The 21,318-nt window shown below is 69.1% G+C and carries 17 protein-coding genes and 1 tRNA gene; 7 read left to right on the top strand and 11 right to left on the bottom strand.

Annotated elements, in window-relative coordinates:
• On the top strand, positions 1-414 hold the full coding sequence (locus ACIQ0W_RS10385) for a hypothetical protein (RefSeq protein WP_396642734.1): 414 nt from the start codon (positions 1-3) through the stop codon (positions 412-414).
• Between the two features lie 118 nt (positions 415-532).
• Positions 533-1,162, top strand: a complete 630-nt coding sequence (locus ACIQ0W_RS10380) for a TMEM175 family protein (RefSeq protein WP_396642733.1) — start codon at positions 533-535, stop codon at positions 1,160-1,162.
• 95 nt (positions 1,163-1,257) lie between these two features.
• Here the strand turns inward: ACIQ0W_RS10380 and ACIQ0W_RS10375 are convergent, their stop codons facing one another.
• The 6 genes from ACIQ0W_RS10375 to ACIQ0W_RS10350 all read right to left on the bottom strand — a co-directional run bounded on the left by ACIQ0W_RS10375 (position 1,258) and on the right by ACIQ0W_RS10350 (position 8,343).
• Positions 1,258-3,360 (bottom strand): fructose-specific PTS transporter subunit EIIC, encoded by a 2,103-nt coding sequence (locus ACIQ0W_RS10375; RefSeq protein ID WP_396642732.1) that lies wholly within the window; start codon positions 3,358-3,360, stop codon positions 1,258-1,260.
• 11 nt (positions 3,361-3,371) lie between these two features.
• The gene (locus ACIQ0W_RS10370; RefSeq protein ID WP_396642731.1) at positions 3,372-4,382 is read right to left on the bottom strand and encodes a 1-phosphofructokinase family hexose kinase; all 1,011 of its coding nucleotides are present in this window, start codon (positions 4,380-4,382) and stop codon (positions 3,372-3,374) included.
• The gene (locus ACIQ0W_RS10365) at positions 4,379-5,164 is read right to left on the bottom strand and encodes a DeoR/GlpR family DNA-binding transcription regulator (RefSeq protein WP_396642730.1); all 786 of its coding nucleotides are present in this window, start codon (positions 5,162-5,164) and stop codon (positions 4,379-4,381) included. The genes ACIQ0W_RS10370 and ACIQ0W_RS10365 overlap by 4 nt, the downstream gene beginning before the upstream one ends.
• Positions 5,165-5,390: 226 nt before the next feature.
• Positions 5,391-6,263, bottom strand: a complete 873-nt coding sequence (locus ACIQ0W_RS10360) for a hypothetical protein (protein WP_396642729.1) — start codon at positions 6,261-6,263, stop codon at positions 5,391-5,393.
• A 206-nt stretch (positions 6,264-6,469) separates the two neighbouring features.
• Positions 6,470-7,141, bottom strand: coding sequence for a response regulator (locus ACIQ0W_RS10355; RefSeq protein ID WP_396642728.1), 672 nt, complete (start codon positions 7,139-7,141; stop codon positions 6,470-6,472).
• Positions 7,138-8,343, bottom strand: a complete 1,206-nt coding sequence (locus ACIQ0W_RS10350; RefSeq protein ID WP_396642727.1) for a sensor histidine kinase — start codon at positions 8,341-8,343, stop codon at positions 7,138-7,140. The genes ACIQ0W_RS10355 and ACIQ0W_RS10350 overlap by 4 nt, the downstream gene beginning before the upstream one ends.
• Before the next feature lie 159 nt (positions 8,344-8,502).
• Between ACIQ0W_RS10350 and ACIQ0W_RS10345 the strand changes: the two genes are divergently transcribed.
• Together ACIQ0W_RS10345 and ACIQ0W_RS10340 are read left to right on the top strand one after the other, a co-directional pair.
• On the top strand, positions 8,503-9,198 hold the full coding sequence (locus ACIQ0W_RS10345) for an ABC transporter ATP-binding protein (RefSeq protein WP_396642726.1): 696 nt from the start codon (positions 8,503-8,505) through the stop codon (positions 9,196-9,198).
• Positions 9,195-10,493, top strand: coding sequence for an ABC transporter permease (locus ACIQ0W_RS10340; RefSeq protein WP_396642725.1), 1,299 nt, complete (start codon positions 9,195-9,197; stop codon positions 10,491-10,493). The genes ACIQ0W_RS10345 and ACIQ0W_RS10340 overlap by 4 nt, the downstream gene beginning before the upstream one ends.
• Positions 10,494-10,663: 170 nt before the next feature.
• Here ACIQ0W_RS10340 and ACIQ0W_RS10335 read toward each other — a convergent pair whose 3' ends face one another.
• Entirely contained in the window at positions 10,664-11,437 is a 774-nt protein-coding gene (locus ACIQ0W_RS10335) for a hypothetical protein (RefSeq protein ID WP_396642724.1), read from the bottom strand.
• A gap of 191 nt (positions 11,438-11,628) precedes the next feature.
• On the opposite strand from ACIQ0W_RS10335, the gene ACIQ0W_RS10330 reads away from it, so the two are divergent.
• Entirely contained in the window at positions 11,629-13,695 is a 2,067-nt protein-coding gene (locus tag ACIQ0W_RS10330) for a DUF262 domain-containing protein (protein ID WP_396642723.1), read from the top strand.
• Between the two features lie 169 nt (positions 13,696-13,864).
• Here ACIQ0W_RS10330 and ACIQ0W_RS10325 read toward each other — a convergent pair whose 3' ends face one another.
• Positions 13,865-14,020: a hypothetical protein gene (locus ACIQ0W_RS10325; RefSeq protein ID WP_157811262.1), complete on the bottom strand. Its 156-nt coding sequence runs from the start codon at positions 14,018-14,020 to the stop codon at positions 13,865-13,867.
• Positions 14,021-14,292: 272 nt separating this feature from the next.
• Between ACIQ0W_RS10325 and ACIQ0W_RS10320 the strand changes: the two genes are divergently transcribed.
• Complete coding sequence (locus ACIQ0W_RS10320; RefSeq protein ID WP_396642722.1) at positions 14,293-15,915, top strand: ABC-F family ATP-binding cassette domain-containing protein; 1,623 nt, start codon at positions 14,293-14,295, stop codon at positions 15,913-15,915.
• A 162-nt stretch (positions 15,916-16,077) separates the two neighbouring features.
• On the opposite strand, the gene ACIQ0W_RS10315 is transcribed toward ACIQ0W_RS10320, so the two are convergent.
• Positions 16,078-18,594, bottom strand: a complete 2,517-nt coding sequence (locus tag ACIQ0W_RS10315; protein ID WP_396642721.1) for an MMPL family transporter — start codon at positions 18,592-18,594, stop codon at positions 16,078-16,080.
• A 108-nt stretch (positions 18,595-18,702) separates the two neighbouring features.
• Between ACIQ0W_RS10315 and ACIQ0W_RS10310 the strand changes: the two genes are divergently transcribed.
• Positions 18,703-19,281 carry a TetR/AcrR family transcriptional regulator gene (locus ACIQ0W_RS10310; RefSeq protein WP_396642720.1) on the top strand — a complete coding sequence of 193 codons (579 nt, stop codon included), beginning with the start codon at positions 18,703-18,705 and terminating at the stop codon, positions 19,279-19,281.
• Positions 19,282-19,638: 357 nt separating this feature from the next.
• On the opposite strand, the gene ACIQ0W_RS10305 is transcribed toward ACIQ0W_RS10310, so the two are convergent.
• A tRNA-Gln gene (locus ACIQ0W_RS10305) sits at positions 19,639-19,710 on the bottom strand.
• Positions 19,711-19,776: 66 nt separating this feature from the next.
• Positions 19,777-21,300: a glutamate--tRNA ligase gene (gltX, locus tag ACIQ0W_RS10300; RefSeq protein ID WP_100813845.1), complete on the bottom strand. Its 1,524-nt coding sequence runs from the start codon at positions 21,298-21,300 to the stop codon at positions 19,777-19,779.
• Positions 21,301-21,318: the final 18 nt, after the last annotated feature.

Here is a 21,318-nt window from a genome sequence, read left to right as displayed (position 1 = left end):
ATGCCTCGCCACGCACGCATCCGACGGACGACCCTGGTCGCGGTCGGACTCGCGGTCGCGGCACTCGCGCTCAGCGCGTGCGGACCGTCCGAGCCCGACCACGGCGGCGTGCGTGGCGAACCCACCCTCACCGGCCAGGCACTCGTCGTCACCGGCATCGAAGAGTCAACGGATGGGATGGGACCCGCGGTGCGAGCCTGGGCGACCGACGGATACCTCGTCGTGACGACCCTCGGCTCGGGCAGCTGCCCGAACATCCCCGAGATCGACGACATCACGGACGACACGGTGTCGCTGTCGATCTCGAGCGAGACCGAGGGCCCCTGCACGGCCGACCTCGGCCCGACCACCTTCGAGCTGCCGGTCGACCAAGACCTGGCCGGCTACACGGTCGACGTCACGTTCGAGGACTGACCCCCGCCATCCGCGAGACTTCACCGCTCTCACGTATCCGACCCGAAAACGAAACAGAGGCGAAGTCTCGCGCCCGTGGTGCACGGGGCTGGGGCGCGGGAGCCGCAAGAATGTGGGCATGGATACGCCCAGCGCCACGAAGACCGCCCGATCACGCGAGCGCGGCGTCGAACGCCTCGTCACCTTCACCGACGCCGTCGTGGCGATCGCCATCACCCTGATCGTCCTGCCGCTCATCGACGCGGCACAGGAGTACCACACCAAGACCGCGGCCGCGTTCTTCCACGACAACGCCCTGAGCCTGCTCGCGGCCGCGCTCAGCTTCGTGCTGATCGCATCGTTCTGGAAGATGCACCACCGCGTCTACATCGACGTGATCGCCACCACGCCCGCTCTCATCAACGCGAACCTGCTCTGGGTCGCCGCCATCGCATTCCTCCCGCTACCGACAGTGATGGTCGTCGAGACCGCCGACAACACCGCGCTCGGCTCCGCGATCTACATCGCCACGATCCTCGCGACGATCGTCGCCATCCGCCTGCAGAAAGAGATCATCGTGCGCCGGGGCCTTCGGGGGCCGGATGCTCCCCCCGTACGCACCTCGTGGACCGACTGGTTGTCGGTTCCGCTCGGGGTACTCGCGCTCGTCATCGCGATCGTCTTCCCCGCCACGAGCCTGTACCCGCTCCTGCTGCTCATCCTCGCGCAGCCGATCAGCTCGCTCGTGCACCGCCGCGACCACGACTGAACCCGCCCTCGCCGCGTCCCACCCCTTCACACAACCGACGGGCGGAAGGGTGAAAAGGTGGGACGCAACGGGGCGGGTCCGGGCGGCTGGCCGCGTCAGGCGGCGGGCTGGAAGGCGGCGACGGGAACCGCGCCGGCCGGGGCGACCTCGGCCACCGGCTCGCGCTTGCGGACCCACGTCTTCAGACCGACGACCGCGAACGCGGCGACGACCGCACCGGCGATCAGGGCGATGAGGAAGCCCCAGATCGGGTTGATGGCGAAGAAGACGAAGATGCCACCGTGCGGGGCGAGCGACGAGACGCCAAACGCCATGCTCAGCGCACCCGTGACCGCGCCACCGAGCATCGAGGCCGGGATGACGCGCAGCGGGTCGACCGCGGCGAACGGGATCGCACCTTCCGAGATGAACGCGGCACCGAGCAGCCAGGCCGCCTTGCCGTTCTCACGCTCGACCTGCGAGAACCGGCGACGGGCGAGCACGGTCGAGGCGAGCGCCATCGCGAGCGGGGGCACCATGCCGGCGCACATGACGGCACCCATGATGAGGTACGGAGCCGAGTAGATGTCGCTGGTCGATGCCGCGGCGAGCCCTGCGGTCGCGAACGTGTACGCGACCTTGTTGACCGGGCCACCCAGGTCGAAGCACATCATGAGTCCCAGGATGATGCCGAGGCCGATCGCCGAGGCACCGGTGAGGCTGTTCAGCCAGTCCGAGAGCCAGATCACGAGCTGGGCGATCGGGCGACCGAGCAGCAGCACCATGAGGCCCGAGGCGAAGATCGACCCGACCAGCGGGATGATGACGACGGGCATCAGGCCGCGCAGCCACCGCGGGGCGGGGATGCGTCCGATCCACCAGGCGATGAATCCGGCGAGCACGCCACCGACCATGCCGCCGATGAAGCCGGCTCCCATGAGGCCGGCCACGGCCCCCGCGACGAAACCGGGTGCGATACCCGGCCGGTCGGCGATCGCGAAGGCGATGAAGCCCGCGAGCACCGGCACGAGGAAGCCCATCGATGTCGCACCGATCATGAAGGCGACCGAGCCGAGGTACTGCCCCAGCCCACCCTCGGGCAGATCGACGAGCGAGTTGTCGATGATGACGGTCGCCGCGAAGTCGGTGACCTCGTACCCGGCGAGCAGGAAACCGAGCGCGATGAGCAGACCGCCACCCGCGACGAACGGGATCATGTAGCTGACACCGGTGAGCAGCCAGCGCTTGATGCGCGCCCCGACCGACTCGTTCGCGGTGTTGGTGCTCGCCGTCGCGGCCGAGCCGTCGGCGTTCGAGGCCGGCACACGGTCGGCGGTCGGATCGGATGCCGCGGCCACCGCCTCGGCGACGAGCGCGTCGGCGTGGTCGATTCCGCGCTTGACCGTCGTGCGGATGACCGGCTTGCCGGCGAACCGCTGGGGCTCGCGCACGTCGACGTCCACCGCGAAGATCACGGCGTCGGCCGAGGCGATGATCGCCGGGTCGATGGCCTTGTAGCCGCTCGAGCCCTGAGGCTCGACGATCACGTCGACATCGGCCTTCTGACCCGCGGCCGCGAGGGCGTCGGCGGCCATGTAGGTGTGGGCGATGCCGGTCGCACAGGCCGTGACCGCGACGATGCGCGGGCGGGAACCGTGCTCGGGCGTGACGGGAGCGACGACCGCGGGCTCGGCGATCGGGGCCGCATCGGTTGCAGCGGGCGCAACAGCCGGGGCCGGGACATCCTCTTCGCCGATCGCGACGCGGACGATCGAAACGACCTCGGCGTCGGACTTCGCCGCGCGCAGCGCCGACGTGAAGTCGTCCTGCATGAGGTTGCGCGCGAGCTTCGAGAGCACCGCGAGGTGTGCCTCGGCGGCGTCCGCGGGAGCGGCGATCAGAAAGACGAGGTCGGCGGGTCCGTCCTCGGCCCCGAAGTCGACGCCGGGCGTCAACCGCGCGAAGGCGAGCGAGGGGACGGTGACGGCCGCGGTCTTGGCGTGCGGGATCGCGATCCCGCCCGGCAGGCCGGTCTCGTCGGTCTGCTCGCGCGCCCAGGCGGCGTCGAACAACGCGCCTGCGTCGGTCGCGCGGCCCTGCGCGGCGACGCGCTCGGCCAGGGCGCGGATGACCGCGGCCTTGTCGAGCCCGAGAGCGACGTCGAGGCTGACGAGCTCGGGGGTGATGGTCGCTGGCTGTGGTGTGCCTGCTTCTGACATTGCGTGACCTCCTATGGCCGGTAGTACGAAGAGTGCTGTTCAGGGGGATCCGGACACCACGCGACGACATTGATTCGAGCAATGTCGACGTGTCCCGGGGGAAGATCTGCGGGTGTGGGGGCTTGAGAGCCGGGAAGGGATGCCGCGGCCGCTCCGTACTGGATCGCCCGGCGCAACCGCCCCGGCGCATCGAGCCCGTCGACGTCGCCCAGCACGAACCCGGCGAGCGAGCTGTCGCCCGCGCCGACCGTGCTGACGAGCGTGATGGGAGGCGGGGTGCCCGCCCAGGCGCCGTCGGCGTCGATCAGCACCGCGCCATCACCACCGAGCGTGACCAAAGCGGACCCGACTCGATCCGGCACGAACGAGCGCGCCAGCTCGACGACGCGGTGAATCAGGTCGGATGAGTCGGCTGTGGTCTCGAGCGTCACGGCGGCGAGCTCGGCGAGTTCGTCCTCGTTCGGCTTGATCAGGTCGGGGTGGCCCCGCTCGACCACCGCCGCGAGGGCCGGGCCGGACGTGTCGACCGCGATGCGCGGAGCATGCGCACCCCAGCGCTCCCGGACGGCGTCGATCACGTCGACGTAGAAGTCATCCTCCACACCCGGCGGAAGCGAGCCCGCCAGCACGAGCCACTCGGCCCCGTCGCACGCGGCGGCGACGGTCTGGACCATCTGCGCAGCCTCGGCGGGTGAGAGCACGGCGCCCGGCATATTGATCTTCGTCGTCTCACCCGTCGGGTCGGTCAGAGTGAGGTTGACGCGGGCGTGACCCTCGATCGGCACGACATACGCGCAGGTGCCGGTGGCCGCGAGGATCGCCGCATACGGGTCTTCGGACGCGAGCGGCAGCACGGCCAGTGCCTCGTGACCGGCGGCCTTTATGGCCCGGGCGACGTTGATGCCCTTGCCCCCGGCATCCTCACGCCCTGGTGTTCCGGGCTGCACATCGCCCGGCCGGAGCGCGGCCTCGAGGGCAATCGAACGGTCGAGGGCGGGGTGGGCGGTCAGGGTGACGATCACGGCAGCCACACCTCCGCGCCCGCAACAGCCAGGGCGTCGGCGAGGTCGGCCGGCAGCGGGGCATCTGTCACGACCACATCGATGTCGTCCAGTCGGGCGAAACGCACGAGGTACTCCTGTCCGGCCTTGCTCGAGTCGGCGAGCACGATCACCCGGCGGGCCGATTCGACGATGGCCTGCTTGACCGCGGCTTCTTCGGGGTCGGGTGTGCTGAGGCCGAACGGCGCCGCGAGCCCGTTGGTGCCGATGATCGCGACGTCGGGGCGCAGGGACTCGATCGCGCGGACGGTCGACGAACCGACTGCCGCGGCGGTCAGCCCGCGGACGCGTCCGCCGATGACGGAGAGCGCGAGGTCTCCGCGCGCACCGAGTTCGGCCGCGATGGGGACGGAGTGCGTGACGACCTCGGCCGTCGCGCCGACAGCACGCAGGTGATCGCCGAGCGCGCGGGCGAAAGCCGCGGTCGTCGTGCCGGCGTCGACGAACACCGAACCGCGAAACCCGGTGGGTATGGCGGCGAGGGCGCGCGTGGCGATGTCAGCCTTCTCGTCGCCGCGCTGCAGACCGCGCTCGGCGACGGCGATCTCCACCGTGCTCGAACGATCCAGCGCCACCGCTCCCCCGTGCACGCGCCGGAGAGCTCCGGCGCGTTCGAGGGCGTCGAGGTCGCGCCGAACGGTCTCGGTGGTGACGTCGAACGTGCGGGCGAGGTCGACGACGGAAACACGGCCTTCAGACGAGAGCCGGCGCTCAATCGCGATCTGGCGCTCCGTTGCGTACATAACTAACCCCCGTTGGCGTTTCCCACACAATACAACTCAAAACAACATAAAACAAGAGTGATTCGCAACGGGGTCGCGGCCGACTGGACACAACTCCGGTCGAATGTTGCCCGGGGTGCCTCTGGCGACGTAAATCGGGCCCGGCGCGGCGATCCCTCCGGAGTGTTGTCCACGGGTCGCGCCCGAAGACCCCCCGAATCCACGCGCGGGTGCGTCCGCGATGGACCTAGGAGAGTTCGAACTCCGAGTCGGCCAGAACCACACGGACCTCGACGCTGTCCCCACGCAGGGTGAAGCGCACCGCTGTGCCGTCACCCGCGTCCGGGTAGCGCTCCTCCACGTCGCCGGGGACGGGCGATCCGGGGTAGACCATCATGTCGGCGACCGGATCGAGTCCCCTCGGAACGCAGCTGAGCGCGCGGACGTCTTGGGGGCCGTCCGACACCAGAACGCACCGCACCGGTGCGTCCGTGGTACCCCACACCTGCAGCCCCGCGAAGTCCTCGAACCGGGTGAAGTCCTCCATGTCGGCGCCGATCTGACGCAGGAAGAGGCGGTAGTCGGTGCTGAGCTGCTCATCGGCGTACTGAGGATCGACCCGCAGAGATGCATCCGCGCGATCGGTGAACAGGCCCGGCACGATCGCGAGGACGAGCACCACGACGAGCCCGACGGCGGCGATGGCGAGGGCGCGCGGGTTGCGCGACCACCGCCCGAGGCGCCGTGCCCACGACCGTGCGGGCGGTGCGGCGGGCGCGGTGGATGCGGGGGCGGCGGATGCGGGGGCCGAAGCATCCGGCTTATGGGGATCGCTAGCACTCGGTGCAGCGTCGCCGTCCGCGAATCGCGGCACCGGCAGCGGCGGGCGTGGCGGAACGGGTGGCACGGCGATCCAACCCACGGAGGATGGCGAGGGCGCTTGGCGACGCATGCCCTCGAGTTCACGCAGCCGCGCGACCGCGACGGGATCCGAGTCGATGTCGGCGTCGGGACCGTAGGCCCGCAGTCGCAACTCCCGCAGCTCCGCATCGCGGGCGCTGAGGTCGGCATCGCGCTCGTCGGGGTCGGCATCGTCGCCGCCCGGCGCCCTGGGCGTCATGTCTCCATTATCGGCGCCCCCGCGGCGGACGGGCCCGTCTCGCCCTATCCGTCCCTCCCGATCCCGCCCCGCCCGTCCCGCCCTATCCCGCCCCGCTCCATCCCGCCCCGCCCCACCCGTACAGCGAGACACCTCTCGTGCGTCGAGACACCACATGCCACAGGGTGTTTCGACGCGCGAGGGGTGTTTCGCTGAGGGGGACGGCCTCACGCTCCCGGGGCGAGCAGCCCGCTCTCGTAGGCCACGATCACGAGTTGCGCTCGGTCGTGGGCGTAGAGCTTGGTCATGATGCGGTTGACGTGCGTCTTCGCGGTGTGTGGCGATATGAACAGCTCGTCCGCAATGTCCTGATTCGAGCGACCCCGCGCGACCAGCAGCAGAACCTCGCGCTCCCGCTCGGTCAGGTGCGCCAGCTCGGGCGGCACGACGCCCACCGCCGCGGGCTGACGCGAGGGCAGCACGTAGCGGGTGATCAGGGCTCGGGTCGCGGTCGGCGAGAGCAGGGCATCCCCCGCGTGCACGGCGCGGACGGCCCGCACGATCTCTTCGGGCTCGGCACCCTTGCCGATGAACCCGCTCGCCCCCGCTCGCAACGCCGCGACGAGGTATTCGTCCTCCTCGAACGTCGTGAGGATGAGCACGCGGGTCTCGGCGAGCGTCGGGTCGGAGCAGATCGCCTCGGTGGCCGCGATGCCATCGACCTGAGGCATCCGAATGTCCATCAACACCACGTCAGGCTTCAGCTCGGTAGACATCGTGATGGCCACGGCGCCGTCGGCGGCCTCGCCGAGGACGATCATGTCGTCGGCGTTCTCGAGCAGGTCGCGCACCGCCGAACGGATGAGGGACTGGTCGTCCACGATCAAAACCCTTGTCATGTCGCGCCGTTCTCCGCGGGTTTCGTCAGGGGCAGGCTTGCCGCAAGTCGGTACCCGCCGGGGGTCGAGCCCGCCCGGACAGAACCGCGGACCGCCGCCACGCGCTCGCGCAGACCGGTGAGCCCATGGCCGGCCCGTGATTCGGGATCCGCGGCCTGGTCATCCCGGACGGGGTTCGTCACGACGACCAGCAACGCGTCGGGCCCCGCCTCGAGCAGGACGTGGGCGCGGTGCAGAGCCCCGTGCTTATGAGCATTCGTCAGCCCTTCCTGCACAACGCGGTATGCGATCCGCTGGAGCGGCACCGGCACGGCCGTCAGGTCGCCCTCTCGGCGCACCCCCACCTCGAGGCCGGTGTCCTGAAACCGCGCGACCAGGTCGTCCAGCCGCTCGAGTCCCGGTTGAGGAGGACGAACGGATGTCCCGTCCTCGCCGCCTTCATCGGCCCGCAGCATCTCGAGCAGATCGCCGATCTCTGCCAAGACCGCGCGTGAGGCGCGTCGGATGCTGGCGAGCGCCTCGCGCGTCTTCTCGGGACGTGTCTCGAGCGATGTCGATGCCACGCCCGCGTTCAGGCTGATGACCGAGATCTGATGCGCAACGGCATCGTGCAGGTCGCGCGCGATGCGCAAGCGCTCCTCGGTGATCTGACGCTGCGCCTCGACCTCACGCGTCTTCTCGGCGCGCAGAGCCCGCTCCGTCATCTCGCTGATGTACTCGCGCCGCGAGCGGGTCGCATCCCCCGCCGCGGCCGCGAACGCCACCACGAAAGCGAACTGGACGGTGCGGGGGTCGAAAACGTCGCCGATCGCGGCGAGTGCGCTCAGCAGAACGATGCCGGGGACCGCAACCGCCATCGTGATGAGCGTCCGCCGCCGGGTCGAGCGGTTCGCGACGCCGAACATGGCGATCGCGGCGGCGAGTACGAGACCCGGACCGATGGTGCCGAGCAGCGCCGCGATGCCGAAGCACCCCAGGCAGGCGGCGAGGATCGACAACGGCCAACGCCGCCGCAGCGGCAGCAGCACCGCGGGGAGCAGCGCGACGACCACCACGAGCGGGCTGTCGGCGCGGAACTCGTGAGCAGGAAACGGCACGAGCGCAGCCACCACGATCAATGCGGCCGCGATGAGATCGCCAACCCACGCGGGTGGGTGGTGATGCGGCATCGCCCACGCCCCGTCGTACTCCATGGGTCTCATCACACCAGTGTGCCGCGCGCATGGGCCGCACGCGTCGTCCCCTCGTGGCAGGTCCCGTACCGCGAACGCGGTAGACGGATGCATCCGCTCGGAGGACGCGCAAGCGACGGCCGCCGATGACTCTGGGTATATGACTCCCCACACCCGAAGGGCACACACATGACCGCCCCACTGATTTCGGTCACCGACGTCCACAAGTCCTACGGACGCGGCGCCAACCGCTTCGATGCCCTCCGCGGTGTCAGCCTCGACATTCGTGCGGGCGAGAGCGTCGCGATCGTCGGCAAGAGCGGGTCGGGCAAATCGACCCTCATGCACCTGCTCGCGCTCCTCGACCAGCCGACGAGCGGACGCATCGACCTCGAGGGCACCGACACCCGGACCCTCCGGGGACGGGCCCTCAACCGCACCCGCAACCGCACGTTCGGGTTCGTGTTCCAGCAGTTCTTCCTCACGTCCGGCACGACCGTGCTCGACAACGTCATGCTGCCGATGAAGATCGCCGGGGTCGGCCGTCGCGAGCGCAAGCGCCGGGGGCTCGCCGCCCTCGCTCAGCTGGAGCTCGACGACAAGGCCCGCAACAAGGCCCTCGACCTCTCGGGTGGCCAGAAGCAGCGCACCGTCATCGCGCGCGCTCTCGTCAACAACCCGCGCGTCATCTTCGCCGACGAACCGACCGGAAACCTCGACACCGCCACCGGCGCGGTCGTCGAAGACATCCTGTTCGGGCTCAACCGCGAGCACGGCATCACGCTGATCGTCGTCACCCACGACGAAGACCTGGCGGCGCGCTGTGACCGGCGCATCCTGATCCGAGACGGCCTGATCGTCGCGGACGAGGCGGTGGCGGCATGAACACCTCGGACCTCATCACCACGGCCATCTCGCAGACCTTCCGATCGAAGGTCCGGACGACCCTCACGATCCTCGCGATCTTCGTCGGAGCGTTCACCCTCGTGCTGACGAACGGGCTCGGCACCGGCATCAACCGCTACATCGACGACACCGTCAGCTCGATCGGCGCGACGGATGTGATGACGGTCACGCAACCCTCGGGGGCGGGTGTGGCAGCCGGCGGCGGGCCGATCGAATACAACCCCGACGCGATCGCCGCAGGCCCCACCGCCCCGCCCGGCAGCACCGTCGTCGCCCTCGACCAGACCGACCTCGACGCGCTGGCCGCGATCGACGGCGTTCTGCGCGTCGAACCGACCATCTCGGTGAATGCCGATTACGTGCAGTTCGACGACGGCACGCCGTACGTGACGGGCGTCGGTCGCTTGGTGGCGGGCCAGACCATCCAGCTGGCCGCCGGATCGGAACCGGATGACTCCTCGGGCACCCCCGAGGTCACCCTCCCCCTGTCGCTGGTCGAGCCGCTCGGGTTCCACGATGCCGAGTCGGCGATCGGGCAGACCGTGACGTTCGGGATCACGGATGCCGAACGCCGGTCGCACACGGTCGAAGCCACCGTCACGGGAGTTTCCGAACAGGCGTTCGCGGGTCCGACCACGACCGTGACCCCCAACCAGGCGCTCACGGACGCGCTCGTCGAGTTCCAGAACATCGGGGTGCCCGCCGCCGAGCAGGAGCGCTTCGCGCAGGCCAGCGTCTTCTTCGACCCGAACGCCACGATCGAAGAGATCGACGCGCTGAAAGATCGTCTCGCGGATGAGGGCTACACGGGCACGACCGTCGCGGACCAGCTCGGCACCTTCACCGCGATCATCGACGGCATCGTGCTGGTGCTGAACGCGTTCGCGATCATCGCGCTGCTCGCGGCGAGCTTCGGCATCGTCAACACGCTCTACATGTCGGTGCAGGAACGCACGCGCGAGATCGGACTCATGAAGGCCATGGGCATGGGGTCGGGCCGCGTGTTCAGCCTGTTCAGCCTCGAAGCCGTGTTCCTGGGCTTCCTGGGAAGCGCGATCGGAGCCGCCGTCGCGATCATCGTCGGCACGGCGCTGAGTTCGGCTCTGGCCGACACGCTCCTCGCCGATCTGCCGGGCCTGACGCTCTTGGCGTTCGACCCGATCTCGATCGCGACGGTCATCCTGATCGTGATGGGCATCGCGTTCTTGGCCGGCACCCTGCCCGCGGCTCGCGCCGCGAGCGCCGACCCGGTCGAGTCCCTCCGCTACGAGTAGGCCCGGGCTCGGGCATCCGGTCCCGTCCGCCGCAACCCGCCGCCCCGGTCCGGCCCGGCCCGGTCCGGTCCCGCACAGCGAAACACCCCTCGTGCATCGAGAAACCCGATGCCGAGGGGTGTTTCGTCGCGCGTGGGGTGTTTCGGCGCGGCAGAACGGATGCGCGGAGCTCAGGCCTCGCTCATCGCGACCTTCTCGGCCTGACCCTTCGCGGCGTAGAACGCGGCGCGCGCCGCGAGGCGGCGGGTCTGCTCGGCCTGGCCGGCGTCGAGCTCGTCCTGCGGAACCTCGAAGTTCGGCACGTGCGGCTTGCCGTTGTACTTCTCGATGTAGGCGTCGAGCTCGGGGCCCGACGTCCACGAGGTGATCAGGCAGTAGCGCGGCTCAGTGCCCGGGTGGGTGGCGGCGTGCCACAGACGCTGCGTGTCGACGATCAGCTGAGCGCCGGCAGGCAGGGCGATGCGCACCTCACCCTCGGGGTCGGTGCGGTTGTCGCGCAGCACGAAGTAGCTCGTCTTGTCGTCGGTGAGGTTGAAGAATCCGCGGACGACCCAGCCCGTGCCATCCGGGTTCAGACGGTTGTTGTCGTCCTGGTGCAGGTTGTAGAGGCAGTCGGCGTAGGTGTTCGGCTGCAGCTCGATCACGCGGCAGCGGCCGACGTTCGCGCCCGGCTCCATGGCGCGACGCGTGAGGTTGGGCGCCTTCTTGGTCTGCGAGTCGATCCAGACGCCGTCCTTGTCGGTGCGCGGCGGCTTGTGGTTCCAGAAGCCGTTGCACTCGATGTCGCCGAAGGCGCTGGCCAGGGGCGCGAAGCGCGTGTCGCCCGAGGACTTCCAGTCGTTGTACTCGATGTCGAGCCACTCTTTGGGGTCGAGCTCCTGGTTGTAGGAATCGAGCACCACATAGCCGGTCTCTTCGAGCGCTGCGGATTTGATGTAACCCATAAGGTGACATGCCTTTCGTCAGAGGGCCAGCACGTTTTAACAGGCCCAACTTAGGCAAGCCTACCTCCGGCTCCTGAACGCGCTCCGGAGCCCCGGCCGTGAATAACGGAGCGGGTGGAACGGATGCCTAGACTGGACCGCGCGGGTGGTTCGCCCCCGCGGTTCCGAGGCATCAGGGGGCGAAGCAAGACATGGGCAGTGCCACCAACGTCGACGCGGTCGCGGTCAACACGGTCGCCTGGCTGTCGGCGCCCGACACCACGATCGTCGTCCCCGTCTACCAGCGCCGGTACCGCTGGGACATCGGCGGGTGCGAGCAGCTGCTCGGCGACATCCGTGCCGTCGCCGACCTCGACGACCGCAGCATGCACTTCATCGGCTCCATCCTCTCGACCGCAGCCGCGGATCCTGATGCCTCCGGCACCGCGGGCGAGCTCGTGCTGATCGACGGACAGCAGCGCATCACGACGCTCATGCTGCTCGTCGCGGCCCTGCACCACACCGTCAAGGACGACGACCCCGCCCTCGCGGCCGAGCTCGAGCGCGTGCTCGTGCGGGCGGATGACCCCGACCACACCCAGCCCACCCGCACCAAGCTGCGTCCGCACAGCGCGTGGGCCCGCGTGTTCGAGAGCGTCGTTCTCGACCGTGGCGGAACCGAGCATCCCGAGACCGAGGACGCGTACCGCGAGTCGCGATTCGACGACAACTACGCGTTCTTCCGCAGCCAGGTCCGCCGCGACGAGGTTCCCCGCATCTGGCGCGGACTCCAAAAGCTCGAGCACGTCGCCATCACGCTCGGGTCGGGCGCGAACGCGCAGCAGATCTTCGAGAGCCTGAACTCCACGGGCGAGCCGCTGCGCGACCACGAGCTGATCCACAACTACGTGCTCATGGGCCTCTCACACGCCCAACAGAGCGAGATCGAGGATGCCTACTGGGTCCCGATCGAGCGCAACACGGGTGAGGCGATCGCGAGCTTCTGGCGCCACTTGCTCGTCATGACGACGGGCCGAGAGGTCGCCGTCGCGGGCGAGCGGAGCGTGTACGACGCCTTCCGTCAACGCTTCCCCCGCATGGACCTCGACACACTCCGGACGGATGCCGCAGAGTGGCGCGACTACTCCGACATCTATCGCATCCTGCTCGATCCGTCGCAGGAACCGGATGCCGAAATCGGCCGCCAGCTGGGATATGTCAACACCTTCGGGCGCGGCATGTATCCGCTCGTCATGCGCGCGTACCGCGACTACGCGCTCGGCGTGACCGACCGCGCCGAACTGATCGCGACACTCGAGAGCATCCAGTCGCTGCTGCTGCGGCGGACGATCTCGGGTCTGTCGAACGACCGACTGGTCGCCCGCCTCTGCCGTGCGCGTGAGGATGGACCGGATGCCCTGGTCCGGGCCATCGCGCGCATCATGCCGTCGAACGAGCGCGTTCGTGTTGAACTCAAGTACGGCGCTCTCCCCCACGCCGCCTACGTCCTCGGGCGACTGGCGGGTGTCGAGAGCGCGGGTGGGCTCGACGGCGACGGGCTGGAGATCGAGCATGTCTTCCCTCTCGCCCCCGCCGATACCTGGACGGGCGACGGCGAGCGCGCCTGGGCCGACTACACCGAGGACGAGCAGAACAGCCACCGCGCCCTCGCCCCGACCCTCGGCAACCTGACGCTGATCGAGACGGGCCTCGCCGAGCGCGGGTTCGACGCATCCTTCCCCGAAAAGCGCGACGTGCTCTATCCGAAGAGCCGTCTGGCGCTCACGACGGCGATCGCGGACACACCCGCGTGGGGTACCGCCGCGATCACCGCCCGCACCGCGGCGCTGACCGAGGCGTTCGTCGACATCTGGGCGCGACCGCAGGTGATCGCTATCGACGATGACGGGCTCACGCCGATCCTCGACGCGGTGCGCCGCCGCGGCTGGCCGCGCGGGTGGGAGCGCGAGTTCGAGTACGTCGAGTACCGCGGCGAGCACTGGGAGGTCTACGACATCAAGTACCTCTTCAACCGCATCTTCAAGCGCCTCTGGGCCGACGGTCGCGAGCACGTCGTTGCCTTCAGCGCCCGACGCGGTGGCCCGCTCTATCCCGAGCAGGCGTGGAACGGGCAGTGGGATGCGCTCGACCAGTCGACGTTCTTGTACATGGGGTGGGACTCGAGGTACATGCTGACGGCCGTACAGGGCGTGCTCGACGAAGCCGGCATCGCGTCGGAGGTCTTCGTGAAGTACTCCTACACCGGCGCCGCGATGTAGCCGGGGTCCACCCCCGACGCAGCGCCGCGCATCCGGTTTCCCCTCACCTCGACGCAACGCCGCACATCCGGTTTCCCCTCGCCTCGAACGGACGCAACACGCCGTCTCGCGCGGAGCGGCACGGCGTGTTGCGTCCGTTCGAGCGTCGGCGCGGGCCGGAACCCCGACCTTATTCGTCGAGTTCGCCGCCGTCTGCGGGAGAGGGATGCCCCTCGGCCGGCAGCGGCTCCGATGCTTGCGACCCTTCGGGCCGGTCGGGATCAGCGCCCTCGGCCTGGCTCGGCTTACCGGCGGGTCCGTCGAACTTGTCATCCTGAGTGTTCATGTGTTCACCTTCGCTCTGACCGTGCCCTCACGCGAGGGGCTTGACGGCGACGGTATCGCGGGTGGGACCTGCGGCATCCGTTGCCCGCGTCCGGACCGCGACGAGGTGTGGCAGACTGGCTGCCGCGCTCCTGCGGCACTCCGGCCGCGTGTGAGAAGGAGCGAATCGAAGGACGGGTCATGGCGGGTATCGGTTCCGGCGTACATCGCTGACCGACTCGCGCACCCTTGCGTCTCTCGTGTCAGCACCCCTGACACAACCCGGAGATCCGCATGCCCGCTTTTCGTCCTTCCGTCGTGCTTCACGACCTCACCTTCGCCTGGCCCGATGGTTCCCCCGCCATCGATCACGTCTCGGGCGCCTTCGACCGCGGCCGCACGGGCCTCGTCGGCCTGAACGGTGTCGGCAAGTCCACGCTCCTGCGCATCATCGCGGGAGACCTCTCGCCGACGGGCGGTAGCGTCACCGCCAACGGCGTCGTCGACTATCTGCCGCAGAACCTGACACTCAGACCGCACAACACCGTCGCCGACCTGCTGGGTGTGCGAGACACCCGCGATGCTATCCGCGCGATCGAGGGCGGCACGATCGAGCAGCACCTGTTCGATCTGGTCGGCGACGATTGGGATGTCGAGGCACGATCGATCGCGGCACTCGCTGCCGCGGGGATCAACGTCGAAGACCTCGACCGTGCCGCCAACACACTGTCGGGCGGAGAGACGATGCTGACTGCGCTCGTCGACGTCTCACTGCGCCGCGCCGACATCGCCCTGCTCGACGAGCCGACCAACAATCTCGACGGCGAAGCGCGCGAGCGCGCGTACGAGCTGGTCAGCGGATGGCGCGGCACCCTCATCGTCGTGAGCCACGACACAGCCCTGCTCGAGCTCATGGACAGCACGGCCGAACTGCGCGCCGGGTCCCTCTCGGTCTACGGGGGCCCCTACAGCGCCTATCGGGAGCACGTCGAGGCCGAGCAGGAGGCGGCCGAGCGCGCCCTCCGAGCGGCCGAGCAGACCCTCAAGACCGAGAAGCGGCAGCGCGTGCAAGCCGAGGAGAAGATCGCGCACAGCGAGCGGCAGGGCCGGAAGGATGCCTCGAACCGCAAGTATGTTAAGGCAGTCGTGAACGACCGCCGCAACTCCGCCGAGAAGGCGCAGGGCAACCGGCGCGGCATCCTCGATTACAAGATTCAGAGCGCGCGCGAGGCGGTCGATGCGGCGGGCTCGCGGGTACGCGAGGACGACCGCATCTCGATCCAGCTGCCCGACCCCGGCGTGCCGCGCACGCGGCGCATCGCCCGTCTCGTCGGCGGCGACGGGCGTGAGGTGCTCGTGCAAGGCCCCGAGCGCATCGCCCTGACGGGCCCGAACGGCGTCGGTAAGACCACGCTGCTGCGGGGCCTGTTGCGCGGAACGGATGCTTCGGGCCATCCGTCCGCACACGCTCCCTCTCACGTCGCGCGGGCGCGTGCCGAGGCGCTCGTTGAACGCGTCGGGTACCTCTCCCAACGCCTCGACGGGTTGGACGATGCTCGGAGCGCGCTCGAGAACGTCCAGACCGCCGCCCCCGGTGTGCCCGCCGGCGAGCTGCGCAACCAGCTCGCCCGACTGCTCCTGCGAGGGCCAGCGGCCGACCGCCCCGTCGGCTCACTCTCGGGCGGCGAGCGGTTCCGCGCGGCACTCGCGACAGTCCTGCTCACCACGCCTCCCCCGCAGCTGCTGGTGCTCGACGAGCCGACCAACAACCTCGACATCCCGAGCGTCGGTCAGCTGACGCAGGCGCTGTCCGCCTATCGCGGGGCGCTGATCGTGGTGAGCCACGACCGCGCGTTCCTCGAGGGCCTCGACCTGACGGCCAAGCTGCGGCTGGATGCGGACGGAGTCCTGCGTTAGCGGCGGCTCGACGGCTTGATGCCCGCGAACGGACGCAACACGCCGCACCATTCGACGACACACGGCGTGTTGCGTCCGCTCGCGTTGGCACAACAGGTCGCGACCGACCGGGCTCAGCGGCCGGGTGGGCCCAGCGGCCGGGTGGGCCCAGCGGCCGAGGGCTCAGTGACCGGCGTCAGCCGCGTGATGCACCGGATGCCTGCGCTCGAGGGCCGAGCCCTCCACATCGACGTTCGGCACGATGCGATCGAGCCAGCGCGGCAACCACCAGGCCGACTGACCGAGCAGGTGCATGAGCGCGGGCATCAGCAGCATCCGCACGATGAACGCGTCGAACAGCACGCCGAGGGCAAGCCCCAGGCCCATCGATTTGATGATGACCGACTCCGAGGTGATGAAGCCCGAGAACACCGCGACCATGATGAGGGCCGCCGCCGTCACGACCGTCCGCCCGGCGCGGAACCCCTGTGCCACCGCGAGCCGCGCGGGGGCCCCGTGCGCCCAGGCCTCGCGCATGCCGGATGCGAGGAAGAGCTGATAGTCCATCGCGAGGCCGAACAGGATGCCGACGAGGATCACGGGGAGGAAGCTCAGGATGGGTCCCGGGTTATGAACCCCGAGAAGCTCGCCGAGCCATCCCCATTGGAAGACCGCGGTCACGGCGCCATACGTGGCGAAGAGGGACAGCACGAATCCAGCGGTCGCGATCAGCGGCACGAGGAGCGAGCGGAACACCATCATCATGATCAGGAACGAGAGGCCGACCACCACGAGCAGGTAGAGCGGAAGGACGTCCGCCAGGCCCTCCGAGATGTCGATGTTGATCGCGGCCTGCCCGGCGACGCCGAGAGTGATGTCGCCGTCGATCGTGGGGAGGTCGCGCAACTCACGCACGAGCGTCTCGGTCGAGACGCTGCTCGGCCCCTCGGCGGGAATGACCTGGAAGGCGGTGAGGCGGTTGTCGTCCGACAGCGCGACGGGCGCGACCGAAACGACGTCCTCTTGCGCGGCGAGTTCGCGGGCCACGAGCAACTGCGCATCGAGGGCCCCGGCATCGTCGAGCCCGGCCGGGAGGGATGCCGTGACCAGCAACGGACCGTTGGCACCGGCCCCGAAAGCTTCGTCGGTGAGCGTGAAGGCGCGGTAGGCCGACGAGTCCGCCGCCTCCGACCCACCGTCGGGCAGGCCGAGACGCATCGACAGCGCCGGAATCGCAACGACGAGCAGAGCGATGGTCGCGACGACGACGGTGAGCACGGCACGCAGCGTCGACATGGGCCGGACGGACCGGGATCGTTCGGCCACAGCATCCGGATTCGCCGCGCGCGCACGCGCCACAGCCCGCTTGCTCAGGATCCGGTACTTCGCGAGCCCCAACAGCGCAGGGGTCAGCGACACCGCGATGAGCACGGCCACCGCGACGCTCACGGCGCCCGCGGTTCCCATGACACCGAGGAAAGGAACACCCGTGATGTTGAGCGCCAGCAGCGCGACGATGACGGTCGCCCCCGCGAACACGACGGCGTTGCCGGCGGTGCCGTTGGCCAGTCCGATCGACTCGTGGACGTCTGCGCCCTCGAGCAGCTGCCGCCTGTGTCGATAGATGATGAAGAGCGAGTAGTCGATGCCCACCGCAAGCCCGAGCATCACGCCGAGGATCGGGGTCACGGATGCCATCTGCACGACGCCTGAGAATGCCAGCGTTGCCATGGCACCGATCGCCACGCCGACCAGCGCGGTCACGATCGGGAATGCGGCGGCGAGGAGTGATCCGAGCACCACGACCAGGACGATCGCGGCAACGGCGACGCCGACGACTTCGCCCACACCCAGGATCTCGGGCACACCCTGCGAGATGTCGGTCGAGAAGGCCACCTCGACACCCTCGATCGGCTCGGACTCGAAGTGCTCGATCACGGCATCCTTCGACTCCTGTGCGAGTTCGAGCCGCGGCTCGGAGAACTGCACGTTGACAATCGCGGTGGCTCCGTCTTCCGAGACGACGCGGATGCCGTCGGCGAACGAGAGCAGTTCGGCACCGCGTTCGAGCTCGGCCTCGTTCTCATCGATCGTGGCCAGGCCGTCCGTCAGCTTCTGACGCTGGTCATCGATGATGCTCTGCTGCGCGTCCAGTTCGGCCTGCTGAGCGTCGAGCGCGGTCGTCGGCAATCCCGCGTCCTCGAGTTGAGCCCGCGCTGCATCGAGCTGCGTCTGTCCCGCGTCGAGCTGCGTCTGACCGGCTTCGAGCTGTTCCTGACCCGCTTCCGCCTGCTCTCGCGCATCCGTGAGCTGCGTCCGGCCGTCCTCGACCTGCTGGCGCTGGTCGGCGAGCTGCTGATCGGTCGCGAAGGGGTCGATCACGTCCGACACGTCGGGGAGGTCGCGGCCCGATTCCGCGAGCTCCGCGATGTCGGCGCGCTGCTCGTCGGTGAATGCGGCGCCGTCCTCGGTGTGGAAGACGACGATGCCCGAGGCGCCGCTGAAAGCAGGCAGCTGTTCCTCGAGCTCGGCGATGACGTCGCCCGACGCCGTTCCGGGGATGTCGAAGCTGGAACTCAGCCCCGCGAACCCGACGAGGAAGCCGCCGACGGCGATGCCGAGGATGACGAACCAGCTCACGATCACGGTCCAGGCCCGGCGTGCGGCAAACGATCCCAGACGGTGCAGCAGTTCGGCCACGACTCTCCCTCAGATTGGCGAAGACGTGCCCCATCGATGAGGCCGGCTCCACATCGATCAGCACGGCTAAGATAACACGGACCGTCTCGTCTAATCTGAGGATCGAACATGACGCTTCCCCGCAGCGGACCTGTCCGCAGCGAAGCCGCGCGCCTCGCGATCCTCGACGCGGCCGCCGGGCTCCTGGCCGAGCGCGGATACGACCACCTCACGATGGAAGGCATCGCCGCCAATGCAGGCGTCGGCAAACAGACCATCTATCGCTGGTGGCCCTCGAAGGGCGCGGTGGTTGCGGAGTGCCTCTTGGAGGGCAAGCTGCTGGATGGTCGGCTGCAGCTGCCCGACACCGGAGACATCCGCCGCGATCTGACCGCGTGGCTCAGCGAGATCTTCGCGTTGCTCGAGACGCCCCAGGGCGAGAGCATCCTGCGCTCCCTGATCGCGGCGGCGGCGGAACACGCAGAGATCGGGCGCCGACTGCGTGACAGTCTCTCGGGGTCCGAGTCACTCTCGGGTCGCCTGTCACGCGCCATCGGCACCGTTCCCAACCTGCCCGAGGGCGCTCCCGTCGAGCAACTCGCCGAGACCCTGATCGGCGCCGTGCTGCTGCGGGCCCTGAGCCGCGCCCCGATCGAGCCGGGCGATGCGGAGCGCCTGCTCGACGCGGTGCTCGGTACGGCGCGCTGACGCGCGGGCGGGACTCTCGCTCCGGGTCTGGGGCTTGCTCCGGGTCTGCGCCTCGCTCCGGGGCTGGGGCTCGCTCCGGGGTCTGCCTCGCTCCGGGTCTACGCCTCGCTCCGGGCCTGCGCCTCGCCCCAGCGAGCTCGGTGGCCGACCGACCTCCGCGAAAGGTCGCGACACGCCGTCCGTCACTCCTCGACACGGCATGTCGCGACCGTTCGCGGCTCCGCCGGGCCCGCGCCCGCTCCCTGAGCCTGTCGAAGGGAGCACCGGAACACGAGACATCGCCCGGGTCGCTTCGACGAGCTCAGCGACCGCATGGCGGCAACAAAAAAGACCCCCGAAAATCGAGGGTCTTACTTGCTGGGGTACCTGGACTCGAACCAAGAACAACGGAACCAGAAACCGCCGTGTTGCCAATTACACCATACCCCACCGGTCACGATCGAAACCGTGCCGACGATCCAGTCTAGACGACCGCGAGGGCCCTTCCAAACCGCCCTAGCTCGTGCGGTGCTCCACGAGCCCGCCGAGGCGGCGGATCGACTCGGCCTTGCCGAGCATCTCCATCGATTCGAACAGCGGCGGCGACACGCGACGCCCCGTCAGAGCCACACGGGGCGGGCCGAAGGCGACGCGCGGCTTGAGGCCGAGTCCCTCGACGAGAGCGGAATTGAGTGCCTCCTGGATGGCGGCGGCCCGGAACTCCGATTCCGGCACGAGCTCCAGAGCCCCGACCGACGCGACCAGCACCTCGTTCGCGTTCTCGGGCAGACCCGCGAGCGCATCGTCGTCGTACGCGACCTCGTCGACGAACAGGAACCCGAGCATCCCGGGCACGTCGCCGAGCAGCGGGATCCGCTCCTGCACGAGAGGAGCGGATGCCTCGATCAGCTCCTGCTCGCGGGCCGTGGGTGGCGTCGAGATGAGTCCCGCCGACGCCAGGTAGGGCAGGATGCGCTCCGCGAAATCGGCGGGCTCGAGCATCCGGATGTGGTCGCCGTTGATCGACTCGGCCTTCTTCTGATCGAACCGGGCCGGGTTCGGGTTGACGTTCACGATGTCGAACGCGGCGACGAACTCGTCGAGCGAGAAGATGTCGCGATCGTGGGCGATCGACCAACCGAGGAGCGCCAGGTAGTTCAGAAGTCCCTCGGGGATGAACCCCTTCTCGCGCTGCAGGAACAGGTCGGCGCGGGGGTCGCGCTTGGAGAGCTTCTTGTTGCCGTCGCCCAGCACGAGCGGCATGTGCCCGAAGCGCGGGATGAACGTCGTCACGCCGGCATCGATCAGCGCACGGTAGAGCGAGAGCTGACGCGCCGTCGAGGGCATCAGGTCTTCGCCGCGCAGCACGTGCGTGATGCCCATGAGTGCGTCGTCGACCGGGTTTACGAACGTGTAGAGCGGGATGCCTCCGGCACGGACGATCACGAAGTCCGGGAACGACCCGGCCGGGAAGGTGACCTCGCCGCGGATCAGGTCCTCGTAGGTGACGTCCGCGTCGGGCACGCGCAGGCGCCAGGCGGGCTCGCGACCCTCGGCACGGAACGCGGCCTTCTGCTCGTCCGTGAGGTTCCGGTCGTAGTTGTCGTAGCCGAGTTGCTTGGCGCGGCCGTTGGCCTCATTCCGCGCGTCGATCTCTTCGGCGTTCGAGAAACTTTCGTACACGGCGCCCGCAGCGATCAGCTTGTCGAGCACCTCGCGGTAGAGCTCGTGCCGCTGCGACTGACGGTAGGGCGCGTGCGGTCCCCCGACCTCGACGCCCTCGTCCCAGTCGATCTTCAGCCACCGCAGCGCGTCGAGCAGCTGTGCGTAGCTCTCTTCGCTGTCGCGCGCGGCATCCGTGTCTTCGATGCGGAAGATCATCTTGCCGCCGTGGTGGCGCGCGTAGCCCCAGTTGAACAGCGCGGTGCGGACCAGACCGACGTGCGGCAGGCCCGTCGGTGAGGGGCAGAAGCGCACGCGCACGTCTGCTCCCGTAGCGGTCGTGGTGGGATACAGGGCGGAAGCGGTGGCGTCAGACATGGCGACCCCAGCCTACTC

This window comes from Microbacterium sp. (assembly GCF_044340635.1).
Taxonomy (GTDB): Bacteria; Actinomycetota; Actinomycetes; order Actinomycetales; family Microbacteriaceae; genus Microbacterium.
This window is presented reverse-complemented; position numbering and strand designations above follow the sequence as displayed.